Below are 20,272 nucleotides of genomic sequence, written 5' to 3'. Positions count from 1 at the left end.
TCCTGCTCCCCGTCTGGTGGAAAGAGGAGCGAAGTGCCTATGCGCATGACGAAATATGGCATTAATGTGCCGGATGAATTGTTAGTGAAACTGGAGAATGAACTGGTCGTATTGTTTGTTGGGGCCGGTATCTCTATCCTAAGCCTTCAGGATTACCCAACTTTGTAAAATTAACTGAAGATATCTGCAAGGAAGCAGGTATTGTCTTCTCAGATAATTATCACTTGATTATAACCTAAGCAGGTATCTAAGGCCGGATATGACGTTCATCAACGAGTTCTTGAGAAAATGAAGCCTTCGAAATCTCAAGCCGAATGAATGGAATGAAACCCTCCTCCGATGGTTTGGAAATAAAAGTAAAGCACGTATTATCACAACGAACTTTGATCCACATCTGAGTAAAGCCGCTAAAAAAATGAAATGGAAAGTACAAACATTATAGTTCCTATGGGTTTGTAGACTTTCCAGTGCCTGTAACATTGCAAGGACTTTCATACATAAAATTTTTACTCATCCTCATCTGCCGCGAAATTTACCCGTACATTCGGAAGTTCGTCAGTGTTTGCGCACATTCTTACCATGGATATTTTGTAGGCCTGAGCACTATAGACTGTTCCGTCCACCTTTGGACGAGTTCCCCATACTTGCGTATCAGAGCAGTTCTCACGCGACTTCACCGAGCTTCTGACGTTTCAGTACTTACTTATATCGACGCCAGTCGGAGTATTAAAGTGAACCCTTCAAGGCGTTACCCCATCATTTGATTTATCAAGATATTAGTTCTCTTGGCATTAATGCCAGTGCCTAAGCTTTTCACTTAGAAACGTGTCGCACTTTATGTTCGTTTAGACATTGTCTAAGCGATTTTTTGTTGAGGGGGGCGACAGTCTTATACAAATATTGCACTTTTAGAATTTAGTATTTTTACATGTAGTCCACAGCGAGTCGGGAAGTAAGGCTGGAAAGAAAACACAGCTAATGCCCCCTTATCTCGCAAGCAATTGAAGGATTTTACTTTAGTTCCTTATACACAGGTAAAATGGTAAGGTAATGATTTTAAAATTAAAGTACAGGATTTTTACAAGTAAAAATAGAATTGTCTAAAATTGTAGGTTTGTTATCTTTTAACATGCCAATAACGTCAAGCCTGAGTGAGTAAACAGCACGGAATAATGGTTCTTGGGTAAACAAGCTATCCATAAGGACATGAATATGCATGGACACCACTTTTTAATGTATGGTTATCATATCAGGAATAATGTCAGTTGCCTTTTTAATGCTTCTAAGCGGCGTTTATAACCATGACTTCGATTGTATAGAAATAAATAGATAGGAGAATCACCCTATAAATGAACATGGAAAAGAAATCAAAAGGCAATACGCTAAGAGTTTTTGAAGCGTTTGCTGGAATTGGAGCGCAGGTAACTGCATTCAAAAGGCTAAATATTAACTATGAAATTGTTGGAATCAGTGAATGGTTTGTCAACGCAATCATTTGCTATGATGCTATTCATTGTTCTTATAATGAAATTGAGATACCTACTTATGAAGAACAACTGGAATACTTAAATAAATTTCAATTTAGCGGTGATTCTATGCACCCAATTAAAAACATTAAAGCCCTTGGTAGGAATGCAATAGAACAACTGTATATAGCAAATAGGAGGAGCAATAATTACGGGTCAATTACTCAACTTCATGGGCGGCAAATGCCTGAGACAGATTTGCTTGTATATAGCTTTCCGTGTCAGGACTTGTCTACAGGTGGAAAAGCTTTAGGTATGAAAAAAGGTTCTGGCACCCGTTCCGGCCTGTTATGGGAAATAGAGCGAATCTTACTTGAGCTAAAAGATTTAAATAGGTTACCGGAGTATCTTTTACTTGAAAATGTAAAGAACATACTTGCTGAAGTGAACAAAACTGATTTGGATGAATGGCTTAACTTTCTAACTTCTATAGGATATCAAAATGATGAATTTATGATGTTGGATGCAACTGATTTTGGTGTACCACAAGAGCGTCAAAGGGCATTTTTGGTAAGTCATCTTGGTTCTAAAACCAAGATTGAAAGGGAAATTATTAAACAAGAAAAGAACTTTGATATTTTAAGATTTTTAAGAACTGATTATGAAAATCCAGTATACCGGCATGAAGCTGATATTGCACAGCTTAACCGAACTCCTTCTCGTGAAGTAATGTGGAAAAAGAATGGCAGAGAAATCAATGACAATACAATAATTCATACTATAACCTGTAATATGGATAGAACCAATACTGCTGCACTTTTTAGATATATTGGAGCCAAAGGGGATACATACAGACGCCTTACTATCCGTGAAGCTTTTCTGTTAATGGGGTTTACTGAGGAGGAATATGAAAGAACACTGTGTCTGGAGTTTAGTTACCGGCAAATGAATAAACTGATTGGGAATTCAATAGTTGTCAATATACTTGTCGAGATTTTTCGTGCACTTTTCAGTGAAAAGTATGGCAAGGAGGATTCTGATTGAATAAAATAGTTCTACCGATAGACACGAAGTCTCTTCACTATAATATAAAAAATGATAACAAATCAAGACACACAGCGACAGTGTCAACGCCTCTTAAGCAGGGTAGTTCATACCGTGAGGATTTAGGAAGGATATATAACATACCTCACAACATCAGCATACAGAGCGAAGACGGATTGATTGAGCAGTTAATTAGTTTGTCACGTTCCAAAGTACGTATTACAGATGTATTTGTTTTTGATAAGATATCTGTAAACGGAATAGGTGTTAGCACAAGTGCAAGCTTTTGCATTTACCTTAGAGAAGAAACAGATTCCAAAAGCGTACATTACGGTCGTATAAAGGTTCATTACCCCATTACCTTAAAATATGAGGATTCAGAAACAATTATTGATAATCGCAAAATTATCAACTCCATTTCAAATTGTCTTCATAATTATGCTTTCTTAGTAAAAGCGTTCGAATATGATTTTGATACTGGATTATTTAATTTTATGGTTACTATTGTTGGTGAAAATCAAATACCATATTCAAAAGTATTTGTAAATGAAAGAGGAACCGGGAATAAATTTACCACCGTTTTTAATGAGATTGCCGATGTATACGATATGGAAATAATCAGCATGCGCCAAAACATAGGTGAAAATATTTCACCTAGCAATTTTCCGGAGATCATGCAAGATAATAAGGAAAAAGCCATTAAACTGGCTGCGTCTGTACTTAAAACTAAAGGATTTAAAGAAATAATAAGTGTCAGTGAAGAATATCCTTATTCGCTTTTTGATATCCAATATACTGATAACGAAATAACTAAATATTTGATTGTGTGTTTTACCTCAACTAAATCTAAATATTTTAATCTTTCTGTAAAAAAAGTTGCCTTTTGTAATGATTTCTCTGATTTTGTTAAGGTACTATTAATAACGGATACTAATGCTAAGCCGGTAATAAATGAGTATACTTTTTCAGACTTTAGCGCCTTGCCTAAAAGAATCAATTCTATTATGTACATAGATGGGGACGAATTTTATGAGTAGAATAATTGAAAAAGATCCGCCTGCAAAATCTTTGATTTTTGGAATTAGAGCAATTGGGTATAGTTTCTCAACTGCTGCCGCAGATATTATAGATAATAGCATTTCAGCCGGAGCAAAACGTATTGATATAATTTCCGATCCACTTGATGAATCAACCTATTTTGAATTTCTTGATAATGGTTGCGGTATGGATCAAGTGGAACTTGAGAATGCAATGCTTCTAGGCTCTGACCGTATGGGTAAGCCCGATAGTGATATTGAACTTGGTAGGTACGGTTTGGGCTTAAAGTCTGCCTCACTATCTCAGTGCCGGGAATTTATAGTTGCCAGCAAAAAAGACGGACAGGTTAATGCGATGTCTTTCGATCTTGATTTAATTGAAAAAGAAAATAAGTGGTATTTAAAGATACTTGACATTGAAGAGATGGAAGACTTACCTAATATCGAAAGGCTGATTCAGTGCGAAACAGGGACGCTCGTTATATGGAAAAAATTTGATAAAATCGAGATGTTGGCTAAGAATTTTGAAGATTCTTTTAGGTCTTTCGTTGCTAATTCAAAGAAGCATGTCGAGTTTGTTTTTCACCGTTTTTATAACAGTGTTGATATTTATTTTAATTACAAACGTATTGAAGAGCGTGATCCATTTCTACGTGCCTCAGTTGGCAGGCAGCAAACAGGATATACTGAAAAACTTAATATTGACGGATATACAGTTGCCATAACTCCATATGCACTTCCGTTCTGGAATACATTGACTGATGAAGAAAAGGAATTGCTTGGTAACCCAAAGAGCATCTATGATGATCAGGGCTTTTATCTCTACAGGAATAAGCGATTGATTTTGTGGGGTAGTTGGCTTCGTATGGGTATTAAAAGCGAATTTAATAAGTTGGCTCGGATTCAAGTGGATATCCCATCGGCATTGGACTCTGTTTGGATGCTTGATGTTAAAAAATCATCAGCTAAAATTCCTGATAAAATAAAAGATGAACTCAGGGCTTCAATTAATGATTCTGAATTGAGAAGTAAAAAAACGGTTAAATTTCCCGGTATCAAGGAACAAGCAGCAATTAATAGAATATGGGAAAGGCGAGTAAATATACATGACAACACAGTACGTTATGAAATAAATAGAAACAACCCTATCATTACCGCGCTTTTTGAAGCAATTGGGGAGAATGAAGTAAAGCTTCTTGAAACTTTACTGTCACAGTTGGAGTGCTATATACCTAAATTTTCAATTCAGAATGACATTGCTGACTCTATTAAAATTGTAAACAACGGAGATGATGTTGATGAACAAAAGCTGATAAATGAGTTAATCGACATTATTTCCATGGTAGGTCCTGAAGCAAAAGAAAAGAAACTTAATATGCTGTTATCTATTGAAGCATATCAGGAATTATTTGATAAACGTGAAGAAGTAATTAGAGAGGTGCTGGGAGATGAAAGTTGAAAGATGAAATGATTGGTTTGATAAATGAAACGCTTATAAAAAAGGCATACAACATACTCGATATTCTGTTGGAAGGTTCTAAGCATACACATACAAATACGGTCAAGTGTGCTGTGTCTGTTGTGAGCGATACGCTTAAAGTACATAGAAACACTCCGGAATTTAAGGAATTAGTTGACATTATCGTCGATATGTATGAAGGTAATGTTGGTATCAAAGTGTATGATCCCGATATTATTGTTGAAGATCCAAATAGTGGTTTGTGGCTAAAGCAGAAGAAAGAGAAATTAAGCCACAGATATTTTTCACAATATCGGCACTATCTATTAAATGATGAGGGTTTTAGCAGAACTGTTATTGACAATATTGAAGCAAGCTGTGAAAAGGCACTTTCTTACTGCGCTGACCCTGAGAACTTTGCCGATATAGCAAACACAAAAAAACGGGGGTTGGTAGTCGGTGATGTTCAGTCTGGTAAAACAGCAAACTATCTAGGATTAATAAATATGGCATGCGATTACGGATATAAAGTAATCGTTTTGCTTGCGGGGCTAACAGATTCTCTTCGTAAACAGACACAGAAGCGTGTTGACATGGGATTTATTGGCGCTCATAGTAGTACGATCGGTAACATAATCGAATATGTCGGTGTAGGAATAAGCAATAAAGATCATTATGCTATTCCGCTAACAAATTCAGATAATGATTTTGCAAAATTCGTTCAGAAAAATTTAAATGCAACAGCTGGTGATTTTAATAAGCCAGTTGTTCTTGTTATTAAAAAAAATGCTAAAATTGTTGAAAGTGTGGAAAAATGGCTTAAACCTGGGCAAAACAATATCTCCGGAAAAAATGTTCTTATAATCGATGACGAGGCAGACAATGCCTCGGTAAACACCAAAAAGCCAGATCAAGATCCGTCAACAATAAATAAATATATCCGAAAAATATACAACAACTTTCCAATTGCATCGTATGTGGGATTCACTGCAACTCCATTTGCAAATATATTCATTAATCCGGACAATATCGATGACACGGATCAAGATCTCTTTCCTGCTGATTTTATCGTTCAATTAAAGGCTCCGAATAAATACTTTGGAGGAGAAAAGATTTTTCCGATTGATGGAAATCATTCAAGATCAGTACGGAAGCTAAATGAAAATGAACCCAAATTTTTACCAGTCAATCATAAGAAAAATGTTGAGCTTCGCGAATTGCCTGAAAGTTTAAAAGAGGCAATTTTATGTTTTTTAATTAACAATGTTATTCGTACAAAGCGTGGCCAGGCAACAAAACACCGTTCCATGATGATAAATATCTCTAAATACAATGATCCACAAGAAAGCATTAAATTTTATGTTGATAAGTATTTGGAAATAATACAAAACATCATAGAGCAAGACAGTTATAAACCGGTGCATGTATTTATCAAGAACGGGGAAATGAAGAAACTGTACTCTCTATATATGCACGTTGATCCAACAAAAGTTGATTTCTATAAAGACATTCGTAAAAAATTTCCATGGAAAGAAATACAAAACGTCCTTGAAAGTGAAATAAAACAGTTTGTTACTGCGATAATCAATAACCGCTATAAAGGTGACATGCGATTTGATTATGGAAATTATGGTAATAACGGTGCTAGAGTCATTGCAATTGGCGGATTTGTGCTTTCACGCGGACTGACACTTGAAGGGTTGATGGTCAGTTATTATAGCAGAAATGCCGGAGCGTATGATACTCTACTTCAGATGTGCCGCTGGTTTGGCTATCGTCCAAAATATGAAGATCTTTGCAGAATATACATATCTCAAACCAATATTGATAGCTTTTCCGCAGTTCTGGATGCTGTTAGAGACTTGAAAGAACAGTTTACTGAAATGGCATTAAGAAATAAGAAACCAAGAAATTTCGGATTAATGATTAAAGAATCCCCGGAGATATTGGAGACCACTTTGTTAATTACAAGCCGCAATAAAATGCGTGGTACAGATGTACTTACACGCTATTTGAATTACGGCGGTGTGTATACAGATACATCCAAATTATATAGAGATCCGACAGTAAATAACAAGAATCGTAATGCGTTTTTTGCATTTACACAAACTCAGTTGGAAAAAGACAAAACTCTTAATCATATAGAAACTGGTCGATATATGTTCACAGATGTTGACAAAAAGGATGTCGCAACTCTTCTAAAAAGTGTTGTAATTCCGTATGAAAATAAAAAATTTGATACCGAAAGTCTATCCGAATATATAGCAGAAAGTGAACAATTCAAATTTTGGGATGTTGTTGTTGCAAATGGTAAATCAAACCATAAATATAAAGTTATAAACGGGGTTTTGATTAATGCGGTAGAGCGTAGTTTTCATCTGGGAAAAGGTGAAAATTTTATTAGAATTGGTGGATCAAATAACCGTATTATTGATCCGGGTATTTTTAATAGTGGACTAGATTTGCCAAAGGATTTTATTAAAGACTTCCTTAGAAAAAAAAAGAAGGCAAACCCTGATAAAAACTGTGAAGAGCTCACGGCAAGAGATTATTTAAAAATCCGTACTAAACCTCTTCTCGCGATTTATCCTATAGACCTTAAAATTGAGGACAATGAGGATTTTGAAGAAATGAAAGCCGAAAAAATAGTGACTAAGGAGAGTTTTGGTACTGAATTGTTGATCGGTTTTGCTATTGGTTTTCCCGAAAAAGAATCGAAGGCTTATGTTCAATATCGTGCAAATAGAGTTAAACTTAATCAGTTAACCAAAGATATTGATGTTGACGAAGATGAGGAGGAACTCGACGATGATTGATTTTATAAATATGTACTCAGATCTTGAAAAAGATCTTTTAGAAAATCAGAAAAAGCTAATAATTTCATCTGTACTTAGTGTGTATTACGGAATTAATGGTGATGGTAATTTTAGATTGTCTTTCATGTCATCGGTTATTCCTCCAAAGATGGAATCAACTAAGATGCTAAAAGTATCTCAGTTCCAAGAAAGTGATGCTGTTTATTGGACATGCTTTGACTTGATGCAGTCCACAGCCAAACAAGTGTTTTATACTTTTTGCGGAGATATTGTCAGTTCAGTTTACGATATTCAGGATGAGCATAAAGCTCTTATACTGTTAAAAAACCGTTTTCACACATGGAAAAGCATGTTTAAGCGAGACACAAGCAAGATTACTGATGAAATGACCAAAGGATTGCTTGGAGAACTGTATTTTTTAAAGGAGTTTATGATTGTTAAATACGGTGTTGACGATGCAATTGAAGCATGGAGTGGCCCTGCCGGAACAAATAAAGATTTTTCAAAAGGTACTGATTGGTATGAGGTTAAAACTGTATCTGCGAATATGATTAGTGTCAAAATATCGTCGGTAACTCAACTTTCTTCATCTACTCCGGGGCACTTAGCAATAATACGACTTGAATCAATGTCTTCACAATTTGAAGACATTGATTCAAGCGTTGGCAAGTTATTCAAATCAGTTTTACAACTGATTGAAGCAGACGAAACCAGAGAGAAATTCTTAGAAAAATTACTTTCATACGGATTTGATCTTTCGGACGACTGCTGTAATGTAAAGTATAAAATTCTGTCTTGTACGCTGTACAAAGTAGATGACGAATTTCCGAGGATACAGGAAAGTGATATAAAATTTCAGGAAATATGCAAACTGAGCTATGAACTTATTATAAACGCACTTGAGAGATTCAGGGAGGGATAAGCACCATGGAACTAAATGAGTACAGAGAATATGTTATTAACCAAATTAAGGCTACTGCTATTGAGGAACAACGATATCCATATGAGGTCTTTATTGATTTTGCCGCCGATATTATGGTTAGTGACTATTCTATGTTCTCTGGTATTGAACAGTGCTATTTCTCTTTATCAACAGGCAATAAGTCGTTTAAAAGTATGCACATTGATGCTGGCTCGCTTGAGCTTTCAACCAATACTCTTAATTTAATGATTGCCGATTTTAATGATGGTAAACTTGCTAATATAAACAACAGTGATGTTAACGCTGCAATCGTGTCCATGATAAATTATTTTGAAAACTGTCTTAAAGGATTCTTTGTAACTGCTGAGCAATCAGATCCTGCTGTACAGTTGGCTGTTGAAACAAGAAGAAATCTCGAGTCTATTTATAAACTGCATCTGTTTATTGCCAGTACCAAGCAGCTTAGTAAGAGGGTCAAAAATGTAACGCTAACAGACTTTACATTTAAAGGCAAAACATTTAAAGTCGAACTTGATATAGTAGATATTGTTAAGATATTTAATGCGCAATTAGCAACTTCGGAAAAAGAAGATATAATAATTGATGTTACGGACTTTAATATTTCAGGCATTCAATGTATTAGGGCAGATATAAATTCGGAAAATTATGAGGCATATCTGGCAGTTGTTCCTGGAAGTTTTTTATCTGATATTTATAAGAAATATGGTCCGCGACTTCTTGAAGGAAATGTACGTTCATTTTTGCAATTACGTGGTGGAGTAAACAAAGGGATTCGTGGAACTATTCTAAACGAGCGCGAAAAATTTTTTACATATAATAATGGAATTTCTACAACTGCTAAAGATATTGAATTAAAAGAAGTATCGGGAAAGGGGCTATGTATTACCTCTTTTACAGAACTCCAAATAATAAATGGAGGACAAACAACGGCATCATTGGCCTCCGCAACTATAAAGGATGGCGTACTTTTGGACGGAATATTTGTCCAAATGAAGCTAACAATAGTAAAAAATGAGGATTCTGAATTTATTCGCAACATTTCTCGGTATGCCAATAGCCAAAATAAGGTCACGGCTGCTGACCTTAACTCCAACTATCCTTTTTACAACCGTATTGAAGAATATTCTCGCAAGATTTATGCTCCGGCAGTAAAAAACCAAACATATCAGACCATATGGTTCTTTGAGCGTTCAAGAGGTCAATATGATCAGCCCAAGATGAAAATGACAAAGAGTGAACGCGCGACCTATGAACGAATCAACCCTAACAGCCAGAAATTTGACAAGACGGATTTAGCAAAGTATATTAATTCAGATGAAATGAAGCCTCACGATGTTGCTTGGGGTAAAGAAGTCAATGCTACTAAATTCCAGACTGAAATGGAAAAACAGTGGGAGAAAAACGATTCTGTATTTAATGAATCATATTATCGTGACCTTATAGCAAAAGCTATAACATTTGGAACTATTCGTAAAACAATTCTAGGATTAGACTGGTACAAAGAACATAAAGGTTATTTAGTTCAATTGGTTACGTATTCTTATGCAAAATTAATATATGAAGTTAGAAAACTGAAGAAGTTTATGAATTACAAATATATATGGGATAAACAGGAATTGCCGGATTTCCTTATTGAGGATATTGCTGAGATTGCAAAATTGGCGGCTGAAACATTTTATGATCCAAATAGAACAAATGGTAATATCGAAACATACTGTAAGTCAAAGGTGTGTTGGGATAATTTGAGTGCTAAATTATACAATCTCTCAGATAAAACTAAGGTATTTTTGAAAAATGATGAAGAAATAAAGGTTGAAAAGATACAAGCTAAAAAAGAAAAAAATTTTAATAATAGCCTTAATATCGAAATTCAAGTATTTACATTAGGTTCTGAATATTGGAAACAGCTAATGGAAATTGGATGCGCACAAAAATTACTTACTCCCATGGATATGAAAGATTTACAAGATGTAATTGCATACTGTAACGGCGTTAAATCATTGCAACCTTACCAGTTTATCAGAATTTGGAAAATTAGAACGAAATTGGGCGAAGTTCAAGTGCCGGTATAATGTGATGTCAGGGGGACGGGGTGTGCGCCAGGTAAAGGGTGCATCATATAGCGGGTGGGAACCCCGCTGAATAAGGTTTAGCAAACTATGCCAATCGGGACGGTTCCGCCTGACAACGAAATTTCACTAATTCGTTTTGCCGATTATCGAGAGTGTAACTCACGGGAACAAAGGAAGACAAGTATAATCCAGGTGATGGTTCCTGACTTGTAGAGAACGGAGTTATCGGCAACAAATTTTGCTCAGCAATAATACACAAAAAATAAAACACCGCAAAGTAATAGCCAGTTAATATGGCTACTATTCTGCGGTGATTACCGGCACTTTCAAAGCTTGTCCAGGATAAGCACGCGCATTATTATCTAATTTATTTATCCACCGAATCTCATAAATGACTTCCCGGACATCGTCTTTAGCTGTAGTGTATTTAGCAGCAATTTGTCAAACGGTATCTCCGGGTTTTACGTAGACCGACTCATACGCAGTAGTATCAAAAAAAGCACGAGCAACAGCCAGTGCCAATATAACAAGAGCTAAAAATAGTATGAATTGAACTAAAAGATAAAGTTTAAAAAAGTATAGCATGATTGAAATTACATCAATGAAGATATATAATTTAGATGTCAAATTTAATTCACTTTCTTTGGCCCAGCACTAAGCTGGGTATTTTTTTTGCCTTCTTCCGGGTTTGAGGCTGGTGGACAATGTTTGGGTGCGCAGTATCATTAATGCAGTACACATGATGTATTGCCGGTAAGGATAACAAAAAATCCGCCGTATTCCATATTCATCGGAATAACGACGGATTTTTTGTTTTTCTTTATGGCGCCTGTAGTCATTTTTTCGGTCGACCCAGACAGGAGCTAGTTTGACTTCTGGGGTCATCGCTCGGTTTGGTTTACCGGCAATTTTAAACATGTTCGTAATGCCAACCGGGACGGTTCCGCCTGACAACGAAATTTCACTAATTTGTAATGACGATTATCGAGATTGGGACTCACGGGGACAAAGGAAGACAAGTATAATCCAGGTGATGGTTCCTGACTTGTAGAGAACGGAGTTATCGGCAACAAATTTTGCTCAACAATAATACAACAAAAAATAAAAACACCGCAAAGTAATAGCCAGTTAACATGGCAACTATTTTGCGGTGATCACATTTTTAGTAGATAGATTATATCTCTTTACGCCAATGATTAGTTTTTCTGAGCCGCAATAAGTTCTGCAATTCCGGTCTCTTTTACTATTTTCGATAGTTTTTTATTATCGGATATCCATCTATCGCCAAAATCCTCTGGCCCTAGATACTGGACTAACATTCCCAGTTTCTCCATATTCTCTTTGAACTCAGGGTCATTGACCATTTCCCTTAGCCCTGCTGCCAATCTGGCCTTTTCAGCAAGCGGCATTTCTTTGGGAGCGGCGATTCCGTTCCAAAAGCTGAAAGCAATATTGATTCCCTGTTCCTTGAAGGTTGGCACATCCTCAAAACCAGGAATGGTTAATCTATTCTCTTCGGCAACTCCCAGTATTCGGATTGTACCACTTTCTACATGTTCTTTTAAAGCCGCTGGATTATATGCAAAAATAAGCTGAATATGACCGCCTAAGAGAGCCGCCAAAGACTCTGGTTCACCACCCCGGAAAGGAACTTGTTTGATAGAAATACCAGCTTCTTTAGCAAATATTTCTGCTGTAACATGTACTGCTGTGCCCAAACCATTATGTCCAAACTTGATTTCACCTGGGTGCTGTTTAGCGTAACTGACTAATTCATTTAAATTCTTCCATGGTTTGTCAGTAAGACAGGCCACTATTGTAGGCGAAGATGTAACCTTAGCTAGCGGCTCTAAAGCAGTAGGATAATGGTATCTTGTCTGGCCATAGAGTGGTTGCAATATTGCGCCAACACCAACAACGCCAATTGTATAACCATCGGGTTTGGCACCAGCAAGCTCGTTCATGCCGATGGTGGCTGCACCACCGGGCATATTGACTACAATCAGAGGTTGCCCCAGATACTTTAGTGCCGACCTTTCTAGTGCCCGCGCCAGCATGTCGGTACTCCCGCCAGCAGCAAATGGCACGATTATCGTAATTGGCTTAACTGGGTATCTTTCTACAGATGCACTTTCTTTTGCTCCCATGTCACAAACTCCTAACATAATTGTTATGCTTAATAGGATGGTAATTCCAATAAATAAAAGCCGTTTTGAATTCATTAAGCCGGATTCCATCTCCTCTCATAATGGCATCATGGAATGATGCTTTTTCTTGGGGATTCACTTTGTTGGCATCACCTCTTATAAATTGTTTATTTCTTATAAAATTGTGTAATATTATATTTAATACCACAAAATAACATTAAATTCCTGCTTTTGACAAAAAATAAATAGCCGTGTTAGACGGCTAATGGTATCTGTGGGACATAGAAATACAGGGATGCTGTGTGTTTTCTGGTAGATATCTTATTTTTGCTAATAAATCATTGCTTACGATTACCGGCACTTTCAAAGCTTGTCCAGGATAAGCACGCGCGTTATTATCTAATTTATTTATCCACCGAATCTCATAAATGACTTCCCGGACATCGTCTTTATCTGTAGTGTATTTAGCAGCAATTTGTCAAACGGTATCTCCGGGTTTTACGTAGACCGACTAGTATGTAATAGTATCAAAAAAAGCACGAGCAACGGAATACGAGTAGCAAACGATACATTTCCTTCGAAACTGTTGTATTTATTATAATACAAGGAACATTTTAACTATGCTTTAAAAAAGTCTGCAATCCTACATATATATCAGTGAATTGCATACTTTTAACGGATTAGTCACAAGTGCATTAAGTCGAATTCGCACGGGAATATACAGGTAATTTTTTGCAGGAAATTTTGACCTTTTGTTGAAATAATTACAATTAAACAAAATAAGCACGGGGGGCGCGAGATGCTAACAACGTGCTTATTTTGTTTAATTGACAGTGCATTCCAATTCATCGGAAGCACTTTTGCAATATATACATCTGGAGGATACAAGGTGACGGTTCGTCCTGTTTCCTTTGCCTTATGTTTGACCATATTGATTATGACTCTTGTCAACATTTTTGCTTGTTTGAAACAAGTGAAAGGAAATAAGCTATTTATTGGCGAAAAGAGATAGTGGACTTTTTTGGTAATACTAGTGATTTTTTCAGTGGTTGCCGAAAATGATGTCAGCAATAAAGTTCTGCCTAGGGCGGGATGTTACTGGCATTATCATGTAGAAAAGGGAGAGATTAATTATGACAGAAGATGTAATAAAAGAAGAACAAGCTAATTCAAAAAAGGTGAGTTGGGAAGCTTTCGTAAAGCAGGATGCACTTAACTTTATGATGGCTCATAACTTACAGGCCATAACGGTTGATGATGGTGCCGGTAAGAAGGGCGTCATTAAACGGACAAGTAAAGGTGACTTTTCCGTACAGATCACTTCCAACGAAATATTGTAAAAGTGAGACCCCATAGGTGGCGACGAGCTACCTATGGGGTGCAGTTTATCATCTGCTATTAAATTTTCCGGGAGGTAGTCTTTTTGTTACCGGTAAAAAAGGTGGCTGTTTTTCTTATGATGCTTGGCGTGAAAAAAGGCCAAAGTATCCTTGAGTTAATGGATAATAGCGAAATCAAAGCTGTTGTTTCTGAAATTCGGAGCCTATCGGCGGTTTCACCAGAATTGCAAAAAAGCGTCTGGGCAGAGTTTAAAGAGTTAGGCTTCGAAGAAAACATGAGACCTTCTGAAATATTAACTGTTCTACGATTTTTATTCAACGGCAGCAAGATAAGTGATAAAGGGGACCGGCGATATGATTAGCAGCTTTCCGCCGTTGTTTGCGCTATTCATTCTATGGAATTTAGTTACATTTCTGATGGTTATGCTGGACAAGCGCCGGGCTCGCAGGAATGAATGGCGCATCCGTGAGCAAACTTTTTTCGTTTGTGCTGCAGCCTTTGGAGCGTCAGGGATTTTGCTTGGCATGCACGTTTTCCGCCATAAGACACGCCATCGATTATTTACTATAGGCATACCAGTGTTATGTTTGCTTAATCTTATTGTTGGATATTTTTTCGTGAAGTTAATAGCCTAAGTGTAGCTGCTCGCCGTTTTGTCCGTGCTTGCTCGCGACATGTGCCAAAATCTGCCCGACATTTTTAGGCCGTTATGGAAGTTCACTCTCGATGACGAGATGAATCAAATGGTTATCAATAAGCCTTTTGTTTCGTTGTGCCGCACTCAGTAAGCTGTGCATACAGACTTTGTTGATGGAACGGAAGGCGCCAGATGAATATTTGTAGATTTCGTCAATGGCTTTATCTGTAAAGAACTTGGCAGTTCAGTGTGCAGCCGATGACATGTAGCGCAATATCCGCGAGGCACCAAAAGCGCAACGCGAATACCGCAGCGAAGAGTGACGTAACGAAGTCGGTGGTCATGACAAGAAAGCGGGCCGTTGCAACACGGACAGACGGAAAGAATCTTACTTGAAAGTATTCCTATTGAAATGTTTTTCGTAACGTGATAGTATGACCATGTTGTTTATTTTTGTAACCACGGTACGGGATTGAGGGATCCTAGCCGTGGTTTTTTCATTTTCACCCCGGTATCAGCTAATACTGGCATTATACACTTATAACCTGGATTCCCGAAAAACATAACGATGAACATGCTAGAAAGCTAGTAAATATCGGTGTTTAAGCCACTTTTCTCTTGAGTTATACCTCGTTATGTTATATAATAAACATAACGAGGTGGTGGTTGAATTGCCGGCGATTGTTCATCAGAAAGATAAGCGTACGGGGATTACTTATGCATACGAGTCCATATCTTATTGGGACACAGAAAAGCAGCAGTCACGGGCAAAACGTAAGTTAATTGGTAGAGTCGATCCCGAAACCGGGCAAATCGTGTCGACACGCAAAAAAGCAGCTAAAACGCCTGGACCAGAGATACTTACACAGCCTAAGATTGGCCCCTTCTCCATTACCGCCATCACAAGATCCTATTATGGAGCAACTTATCTATTCGACGAAATTGGAAATATGTCTGGTGTTACGGAAGATCTCAGAAAATGTTTCCCTGATACTTGGCGTCAAATCCTGTCCATTGCCTATTACCTCATTCTTGAAGATAAGAACCCGCTTTATCGATTCTTAAAATGGTCAAGAATGCACTGACATCCTTATGGCGAGAATATCTCGTCGCAAAGAAGTAGCGAGCTGTTTGCATCCATTACGGAAGAAGCAAAGGAAAAGTTTTTCATCCTGCAGGGAAAGCGGCGTGTAGAGAAAGAATTTTGGGCGTATGATACAACTTCGATATCCAGTTGGTCGGAACTTCTGAAGGAAGTGAAATACGGTCATAATAAAGATCATGACTTACTGCCACAAATCAACATTGCCATCCTTTTTGGAGAGAAGTCCAATCTACCGTTTTATTATAGGAAGCTTCCAGGCAACATTTCGGATGCGAAGACGGTGAAAAACCTGTTGGCTGACATGCGCTTTCTTGGCTATGACAGAATCAATCTAGTTATGGATCGAGGATTCTATAGTGAAGAGAACATCAATGCCCTTTATCACGATCATCAGAAATTTTTGATCGGTGTAAAACTGTCACTGAAATTTGTCAGTGCAGAGGTTGAAAAGATCAGTGATTCCATCCGTAATTTAGAACATTATTCGGAAAAATATGATTTATATGCCTATGTGGTGCCCATCAAATGGAATTATTCGCAGAAACGTCCATATAAAGGTGATATCCTCAAGGATAAGCGCAGAATGTACTTGCACCTCTTCTATAATCCAGAGAAGGCAGTGGATGACGAACGCGTATTTAACCGGAGGATTTTATCATTGCGAGACGAACTGCTAAAGGGTAAAAGAAAAGCAGACCATGAAAAACAATATGAGACCTATTTCAATATAAAGAGCACGCCAAAACGAGGAATTCAAGTTTCCATCAAACAGGATGCTTTGGAAAAAAACAAAAAATGCTATGGATATTTTGCATTAGTAAGCAATGAAGTGAAGGAACCTATTTTGGCGCTTGAGATATATCGCAACAAAGATCTTATTGAAAAAAACTTTGGGAACTTGAAAGAGCGACTTAATTTCAGACGAACCCTGGTTTCCTCCGAAGAAAGTTTAGAGGGCAAGATTTTCGTGGCATTTGTGGCCTTGATCTATCTCGCTTATATAAAGAAACAGATGGAAGATAAAAATTTATTCAAAAAGCACACAATGCACGAACTTTTGGATGAATTTGATGTTATTGAGTGCTATGAACAACCAGGCCATGAGTTAAGGGTTAGCGAAATAACGCAGAAGCAGATTGAGTTATATAAAAATATGGGTGTAACTCCTCCTCGTTATGTTTGTCCGGGAGGATAGGTTATAATGGAAAATGGTTTTGAATTTTATAGACCTGCTATAATGGCAGAGTCTTTTTTGTCTGTATAGGATTTTACTCATTATATGTCGAAAGTCAAATTGTAGCCGCTAACTTCCTTTGACCATGCCTTGCCCGCGGCTTTTGTCCATGGCAGTATGGAATTGCTCTCTTGAATTGTCTCTTACCCCGGTATATAATTCCAGTTATCAACTGGTACCGGGGTGAAATAAAGATGCCACGCTGCGAGTGCCCTGAACAAGTCCTCGTAGCGTGGCTGCCAATAAATAGCATGGTTATACTATCACGTTACGAGATAAAATTCAATCCTCAATCGCATATTTTTTGTTACCAGTAAGGATTTTTCCATCTGCCCGTGCTGCGGTAAGCCGCTTTCCGGCTACGACCATCATCTTCGTATGGTTCGCCTCCGATGCGGCATCAAGGTCCGACTGCTTGTGCCAAGGGGGTTTTGTAGCAACTGTCATCGCCTGCATACTCAGCTACCGAGCTTTGTTCAGCCCTACAAGCACTATGAAGCCATGGTCATCCAGCAGGTCATGGAGGAGAAGACACTTTCTACCTGTCCGGTTGAAGATTCCACCATCCGCAGATGGCAGGCCGCGTTACGGCACGCTGCCCCGTATCTAGAGACACTGCTTTATGCCGCCAGGCACAGGAAGTGCCCTTTGTTCGGTGAATTCTTACTGGAGAAATTACAAAAATCCATCCGCCGATGGTTAACTATTGTCAACCGAATACTTATTTCTTCCGGTATTCATTTACCCACCTGCTTTGCGTTCACGCCGTCCGGCTGAAGGTGTATGCTCGCCTTATACAGATGAAGGGAGCTGAACCTTATGAAAAAATCTATGGAAGATGTGGCTGCGGCAAGGTTTGAGATCATCAGTCCTTTGCTCGATGCCGCCTTAGATCCGGTTTTGCGTATCGAGAAACAAAAGGAGGTATCCTGGCACTGTGGTAAATCCTATCGCACCATTGGCCGTTGGCTTAAAGCTTACCAGTCAACGGGCTTTGCCGGGCTGAAGCCGAAGAAGACCTGTCCGAAGACTGTATCCGTTTTGCCAGAAAATTATGCTGAAATTTTAGAGGCGGCCATCACGCTTCGCCGGGAATGTCCGACCAGAAGTGTGCGGGACATCATCCAAATTCTTGAGCTGGAAGGTGTTGCAGAGAAAGGCTCTTTGAGCCGCAGCACATTGCAGCGGCATCTGCAGAAAGAGGGCTTCGGCATGCGCCAAATCCGGATGTATGCCAAACACGACGCGGCTTCACGCCGTTTTTCGAAATCCCATCGCTGCATGTTGTATCAGGGAGATATCAAGTACGGGCCGTATCTGCCGGTCGGCAAAGACGGCCAGAAGAAGCAGACGTATTTGGCCGCTTGGATTGACGATGCGACGCGCTTCGTCGTCAGTGCTAGGTTCTACACCAATCAGAAGGTAGATATCATTGAAGATACGCTGCGAGAAGCCATCCTCACCTACGGAAAACCCGAGGCCATCTATGTTGACAACGGTAAACAGTATCGGAGCAATTGGCTTCAAAAGGCTTGTGCTCGGCTTGGCATCAGGCTTTTGCATGCCAAGCCGTATCACCCGGAGGGAAAAGGAAAAATTGAGGCCTTTAACCATCGGTTGGATTCTTTTCTGGCAGAGATTGCCCTGCAGAAACCAAACAGTTTGGAAGAATTAAATCACTATCTCGCTGTATGGCTCAAGGAGAAGTATCATAAAGATTCGCACGCCGGGCTCTCAGGTGTTTCGCCAGAGACGGCCTATCTTACGGATAAGCGCCCGCTTTCCTTTCCGGACATCGATGCCTGCCGGGAAGCCTTCCTACACACGGAGGTCCGCGAGGTAGACAAGGCAGGCTGCATCAGCTTTGACGGCCAGAAATATGAGGTTGGTCTGAAACTGGTTGGTCGAAAAATCGATGTTTTCTACGATGCAACCTGGAAAGACGAGGTAGAGATCCACCATAAAGATTTTTCTGCCTTCAAGGCCAAGCGGCTGCAGATTGGTGAGAACTGCGGCCAGACGAAGCTCTTCCCGGAAGTGACACAGCCTATCTCAGCGGAGAATTCGCGGCTGCTCACCGGTCTGGACAAGCAGTCTGCCAAGGTGCATAACCCAGCACCTGTCGCCACGAGCTTTCGCAGCATGGCAAAGGAGCTGAATGCTCATGTATGAAGAATTCTTTTCAATGAAGCATACGCCCTTTACCAATCGCATTCCAACGGATTGCCTGTATCTCTCCGATGCCGTGAGCGAAGGTCTTGGCCGCTTATGTTATGCGGCAGATCAGCAACTCTTTGCCGTAGTAACGGCTACGGTCGGCTGCGGCAAGACAACCCTTATCCGGAGGCTCGCGGGCAGTCTGAACCCGGAGAACTATCTGGTGCTGTATCTTTCGGATTCCCAGCTCACGCCGCGCTGGTTCTACAATGGCCTGCTGCAACAGCTTGGAACTGAGCCGAAATTCTATCGCGGTGATGCCAAGCTCAGCCTGCATCAGCAGCTCGAATATATCCGGCAGGCGAAACATAAGAAAGTCGTCACCATCGTCGATGAAGCACATCTCTTAAAGCGCGAGACATTGGAAGAGATACGGTTCATGCTGAACTACCAGATGGATTCACTCAATCCAATGGCGCTCATCCTCGTAGGGCAGAACGAACTTTGGGGCAAGTTGAACTTGCAGACATATGCTGCTGTTCGCCAACGAATCGACCTGAAATGTGAGCTGCCGGCGTTTGACCGATCGCAGACAGAAGCCTATGTGCATGCCCATCTGGCCTACGCCGATGGCAGCGAAGAAATCTTTACAGATAAAGCACTTGATGAAATCTACAATTATTCAGCCGGATCTGCTAGGGCAATCAATAAAGTTTGCACACACAGTTTATTGAGCGCAGCCCAGCGAAACAAGAAGCTTATTGATGACCACATGGTTCATATGGTTATTGAAAGCGAGCTTCCATAACGGCTT

The 20,272-nt window shown here is 39.1% G+C and carries 18 protein-coding genes; 15 read left to right on the top strand and 3 right to left on the bottom strand.

Annotation, left to right across the window (positions count from 1 at the left end; all coding sequences use genetic code 11):
* Nucleotides 1-39 precede the first annotated feature (39 nt).
* From AC1ECB_RS14780 to AC1ECB_RS14750, 7 genes are all read left to right on the top strand, one after another.
* Nucleotides 40-168, top strand: a complete 129-nt coding sequence (locus AC1ECB_RS14780; protein ID WP_485664499.1) for a hypothetical protein — start codon at nucleotides 40-42, stop codon at nucleotides 166-168.
* Nucleotides 169-1,349: 1,181 nt separating this feature from the next.
* The gene (locus AC1ECB_RS14775) at nucleotides 1,350-2,510 is read left to right on the top strand and encodes a DNA cytosine methyltransferase (protein ID WP_485664498.1); all 1,161 of its coding nucleotides are present in this window, start codon (nucleotides 1,350-1,352) and stop codon (nucleotides 2,508-2,510) included.
* The gene (locus AC1ECB_RS14770; RefSeq protein ID WP_485664497.1) at nucleotides 2,507-3,547 is read left to right on the top strand and encodes a hypothetical protein; all 1,041 of its coding nucleotides are present in this window, start codon (nucleotides 2,507-2,509) and stop codon (nucleotides 3,545-3,547) included. Before AC1ECB_RS14775 ends, AC1ECB_RS14770 begins: the two co-directional genes overlap by 4 nt.
* Nucleotides 3,540-5,006: an ATP-binding protein gene (locus AC1ECB_RS14765; RefSeq protein WP_485664496.1), complete on the top strand. Its 1,467-nt coding sequence runs from the start codon at nucleotides 3,540-3,542 to the stop codon at nucleotides 5,004-5,006. Before AC1ECB_RS14770 ends, AC1ECB_RS14765 begins: the two co-directional genes overlap by 8 nt.
* On the top strand, nucleotides 5,003-7,822 hold the full coding sequence (locus AC1ECB_RS14760; protein WP_485664495.1) for a Z1 domain-containing protein: 2,820 nt from the start codon (nucleotides 5,003-5,005) through the stop codon (nucleotides 7,820-7,822). The genes AC1ECB_RS14765 and AC1ECB_RS14760 overlap by 4 nt, the downstream gene beginning before the upstream one ends.
* A complete protein-coding gene (locus AC1ECB_RS14755; protein ID WP_485664494.1) occupies nucleotides 7,815-8,744 on the top strand; it encodes a PD-(D/E)XK motif protein in 930 nt (309 codons plus the stop codon). Before AC1ECB_RS14760 ends, AC1ECB_RS14755 begins: the two co-directional genes overlap by 8 nt.
* A 5-nt stretch (nucleotides 8,745-8,749) precedes the next feature.
* Entirely contained in the window at nucleotides 8,750-10,837 is a 2,088-nt protein-coding gene (locus AC1ECB_RS14750) for an AIPR family protein (RefSeq protein WP_485664493.1), read from the top strand.
* Nucleotides 10,838-11,491: 654 nt separating this feature from the next.
* On the opposite strand, the gene AC1ECB_RS14745 is transcribed toward AC1ECB_RS14750, so the two are convergent.
* Together AC1ECB_RS14745 and AC1ECB_RS14740 are read right to left on the bottom strand one after the other, a co-directional pair.
* Nucleotides 11,492-11,755, bottom strand: coding sequence for a hypothetical protein (locus AC1ECB_RS14745; protein WP_485664492.1), 264 nt, complete (start codon nucleotides 11,753-11,755; stop codon nucleotides 11,492-11,494).
* Nucleotides 11,756-12,033: 278 nt separating this feature from the next.
* Entirely contained in the window at nucleotides 12,034-12,984 is a 951-nt protein-coding gene (locus AC1ECB_RS14740) for a Bug family tripartite tricarboxylate transporter substrate binding protein (protein ID WP_485664491.1), read from the bottom strand.
* Nucleotides 12,985-14,117: 1,133 nt separating this feature from the next.
* Here AC1ECB_RS14740 and AC1ECB_RS14735 point away from each other — a divergent pair.
* From AC1ECB_RS14735 to AC1ECB_RS14725, 3 genes are all read left to right on the top strand, one after another.
* Nucleotides 14,118-14,324 (top strand): hypothetical protein, encoded by a 207-nt coding sequence (locus tag AC1ECB_RS14735; protein WP_021167038.1) that lies wholly within the window; start codon nucleotides 14,118-14,120, stop codon nucleotides 14,322-14,324.
* 83 nt (nucleotides 14,325-14,407) lie between these two features.
* Nucleotides 14,408-14,686, top strand: a complete 279-nt coding sequence (locus tag AC1ECB_RS14730; RefSeq protein WP_485664490.1) for a magnesium and cobalt transport protein CorA — start codon at nucleotides 14,408-14,410, stop codon at nucleotides 14,684-14,686.
* Nucleotides 14,679-14,960 carry a DUF1294 domain-containing protein gene (locus AC1ECB_RS14725; protein ID WP_485664489.1) on the top strand — a complete coding sequence of 94 codons (282 nt, stop codon included), beginning with the start codon at nucleotides 14,679-14,681 and terminating at the stop codon, nucleotides 14,958-14,960. The genes AC1ECB_RS14730 and AC1ECB_RS14725 overlap by 8 nt, the downstream gene beginning before the upstream one ends.
* A 146-nt stretch (nucleotides 14,961-15,106) precedes the next feature.
* Here the strand turns inward: AC1ECB_RS14725 and AC1ECB_RS14720 are convergent, their stop codons facing one another.
* Complete coding sequence (locus AC1ECB_RS14720; RefSeq protein WP_485669350.1) at nucleotides 15,107-15,349, bottom strand: DUF6431 domain-containing protein; 243 nt, start codon at nucleotides 15,347-15,349, stop codon at nucleotides 15,107-15,109.
* A gap of 284 nt (nucleotides 15,350-15,633) precedes the next feature.
* Here AC1ECB_RS14720 and AC1ECB_RS14715 point away from each other — a divergent pair, with 284 nt between their 5' ends.
* From AC1ECB_RS14715 to AC1ECB_RS14695, 5 genes are all read left to right on the top strand, one after another.
* Complete coding sequence (locus AC1ECB_RS14715; protein WP_485664488.1) at nucleotides 15,634-16,047, top strand: hypothetical protein; 414 nt, start codon at nucleotides 15,634-15,636, stop codon at nucleotides 16,045-16,047.
* 18 nt (nucleotides 16,048-16,065) lie between these two features.
* Nucleotides 16,066-17,262 carry an IS1634 family transposase gene (locus tag AC1ECB_RS14710; protein ID WP_485669349.1) on the top strand — a complete coding sequence of 399 codons (1,197 nt, stop codon included), beginning with the start codon at nucleotides 16,066-16,068 and terminating at the stop codon, nucleotides 17,260-17,262.
* A gap of 417 nt (nucleotides 17,263-17,679) precedes the next feature.
* Nucleotides 17,680-18,078, top strand: a complete 399-nt coding sequence (locus AC1ECB_RS14705) for a DUF6431 domain-containing protein (RefSeq protein WP_485664487.1) — start codon at nucleotides 17,680-17,682, stop codon at nucleotides 18,076-18,078.
* 42 nt (nucleotides 18,079-18,120) lie between these two features.
* Nucleotides 18,121-19,473 carry a DDE-type integrase/transposase/recombinase gene (locus AC1ECB_RS14700; protein WP_485664486.1) on the top strand — a complete coding sequence of 451 codons (1,353 nt, stop codon included), beginning with the start codon at nucleotides 18,121-18,123 and terminating at the stop codon, nucleotides 19,471-19,473.
* Nucleotides 19,466-20,266 (top strand): ExeA family protein, encoded by an 801-nt coding sequence (locus tag AC1ECB_RS14695; RefSeq protein ID WP_485664485.1) that lies wholly within the window; start codon nucleotides 19,466-19,468, stop codon nucleotides 20,264-20,266. The genes AC1ECB_RS14700 and AC1ECB_RS14695 overlap by 8 nt, the downstream gene beginning before the upstream one ends.
* Nucleotides 20,267-20,272 lie beyond the last annotated feature (6 nt).

Source organism: Sporomusa sp. 246TCP1 (assembly GCF_057319775.1).
Note: the sequence above shows the minus strand (reverse complement) of the source record. Positions and strands in the feature narration are given on the sequence as shown.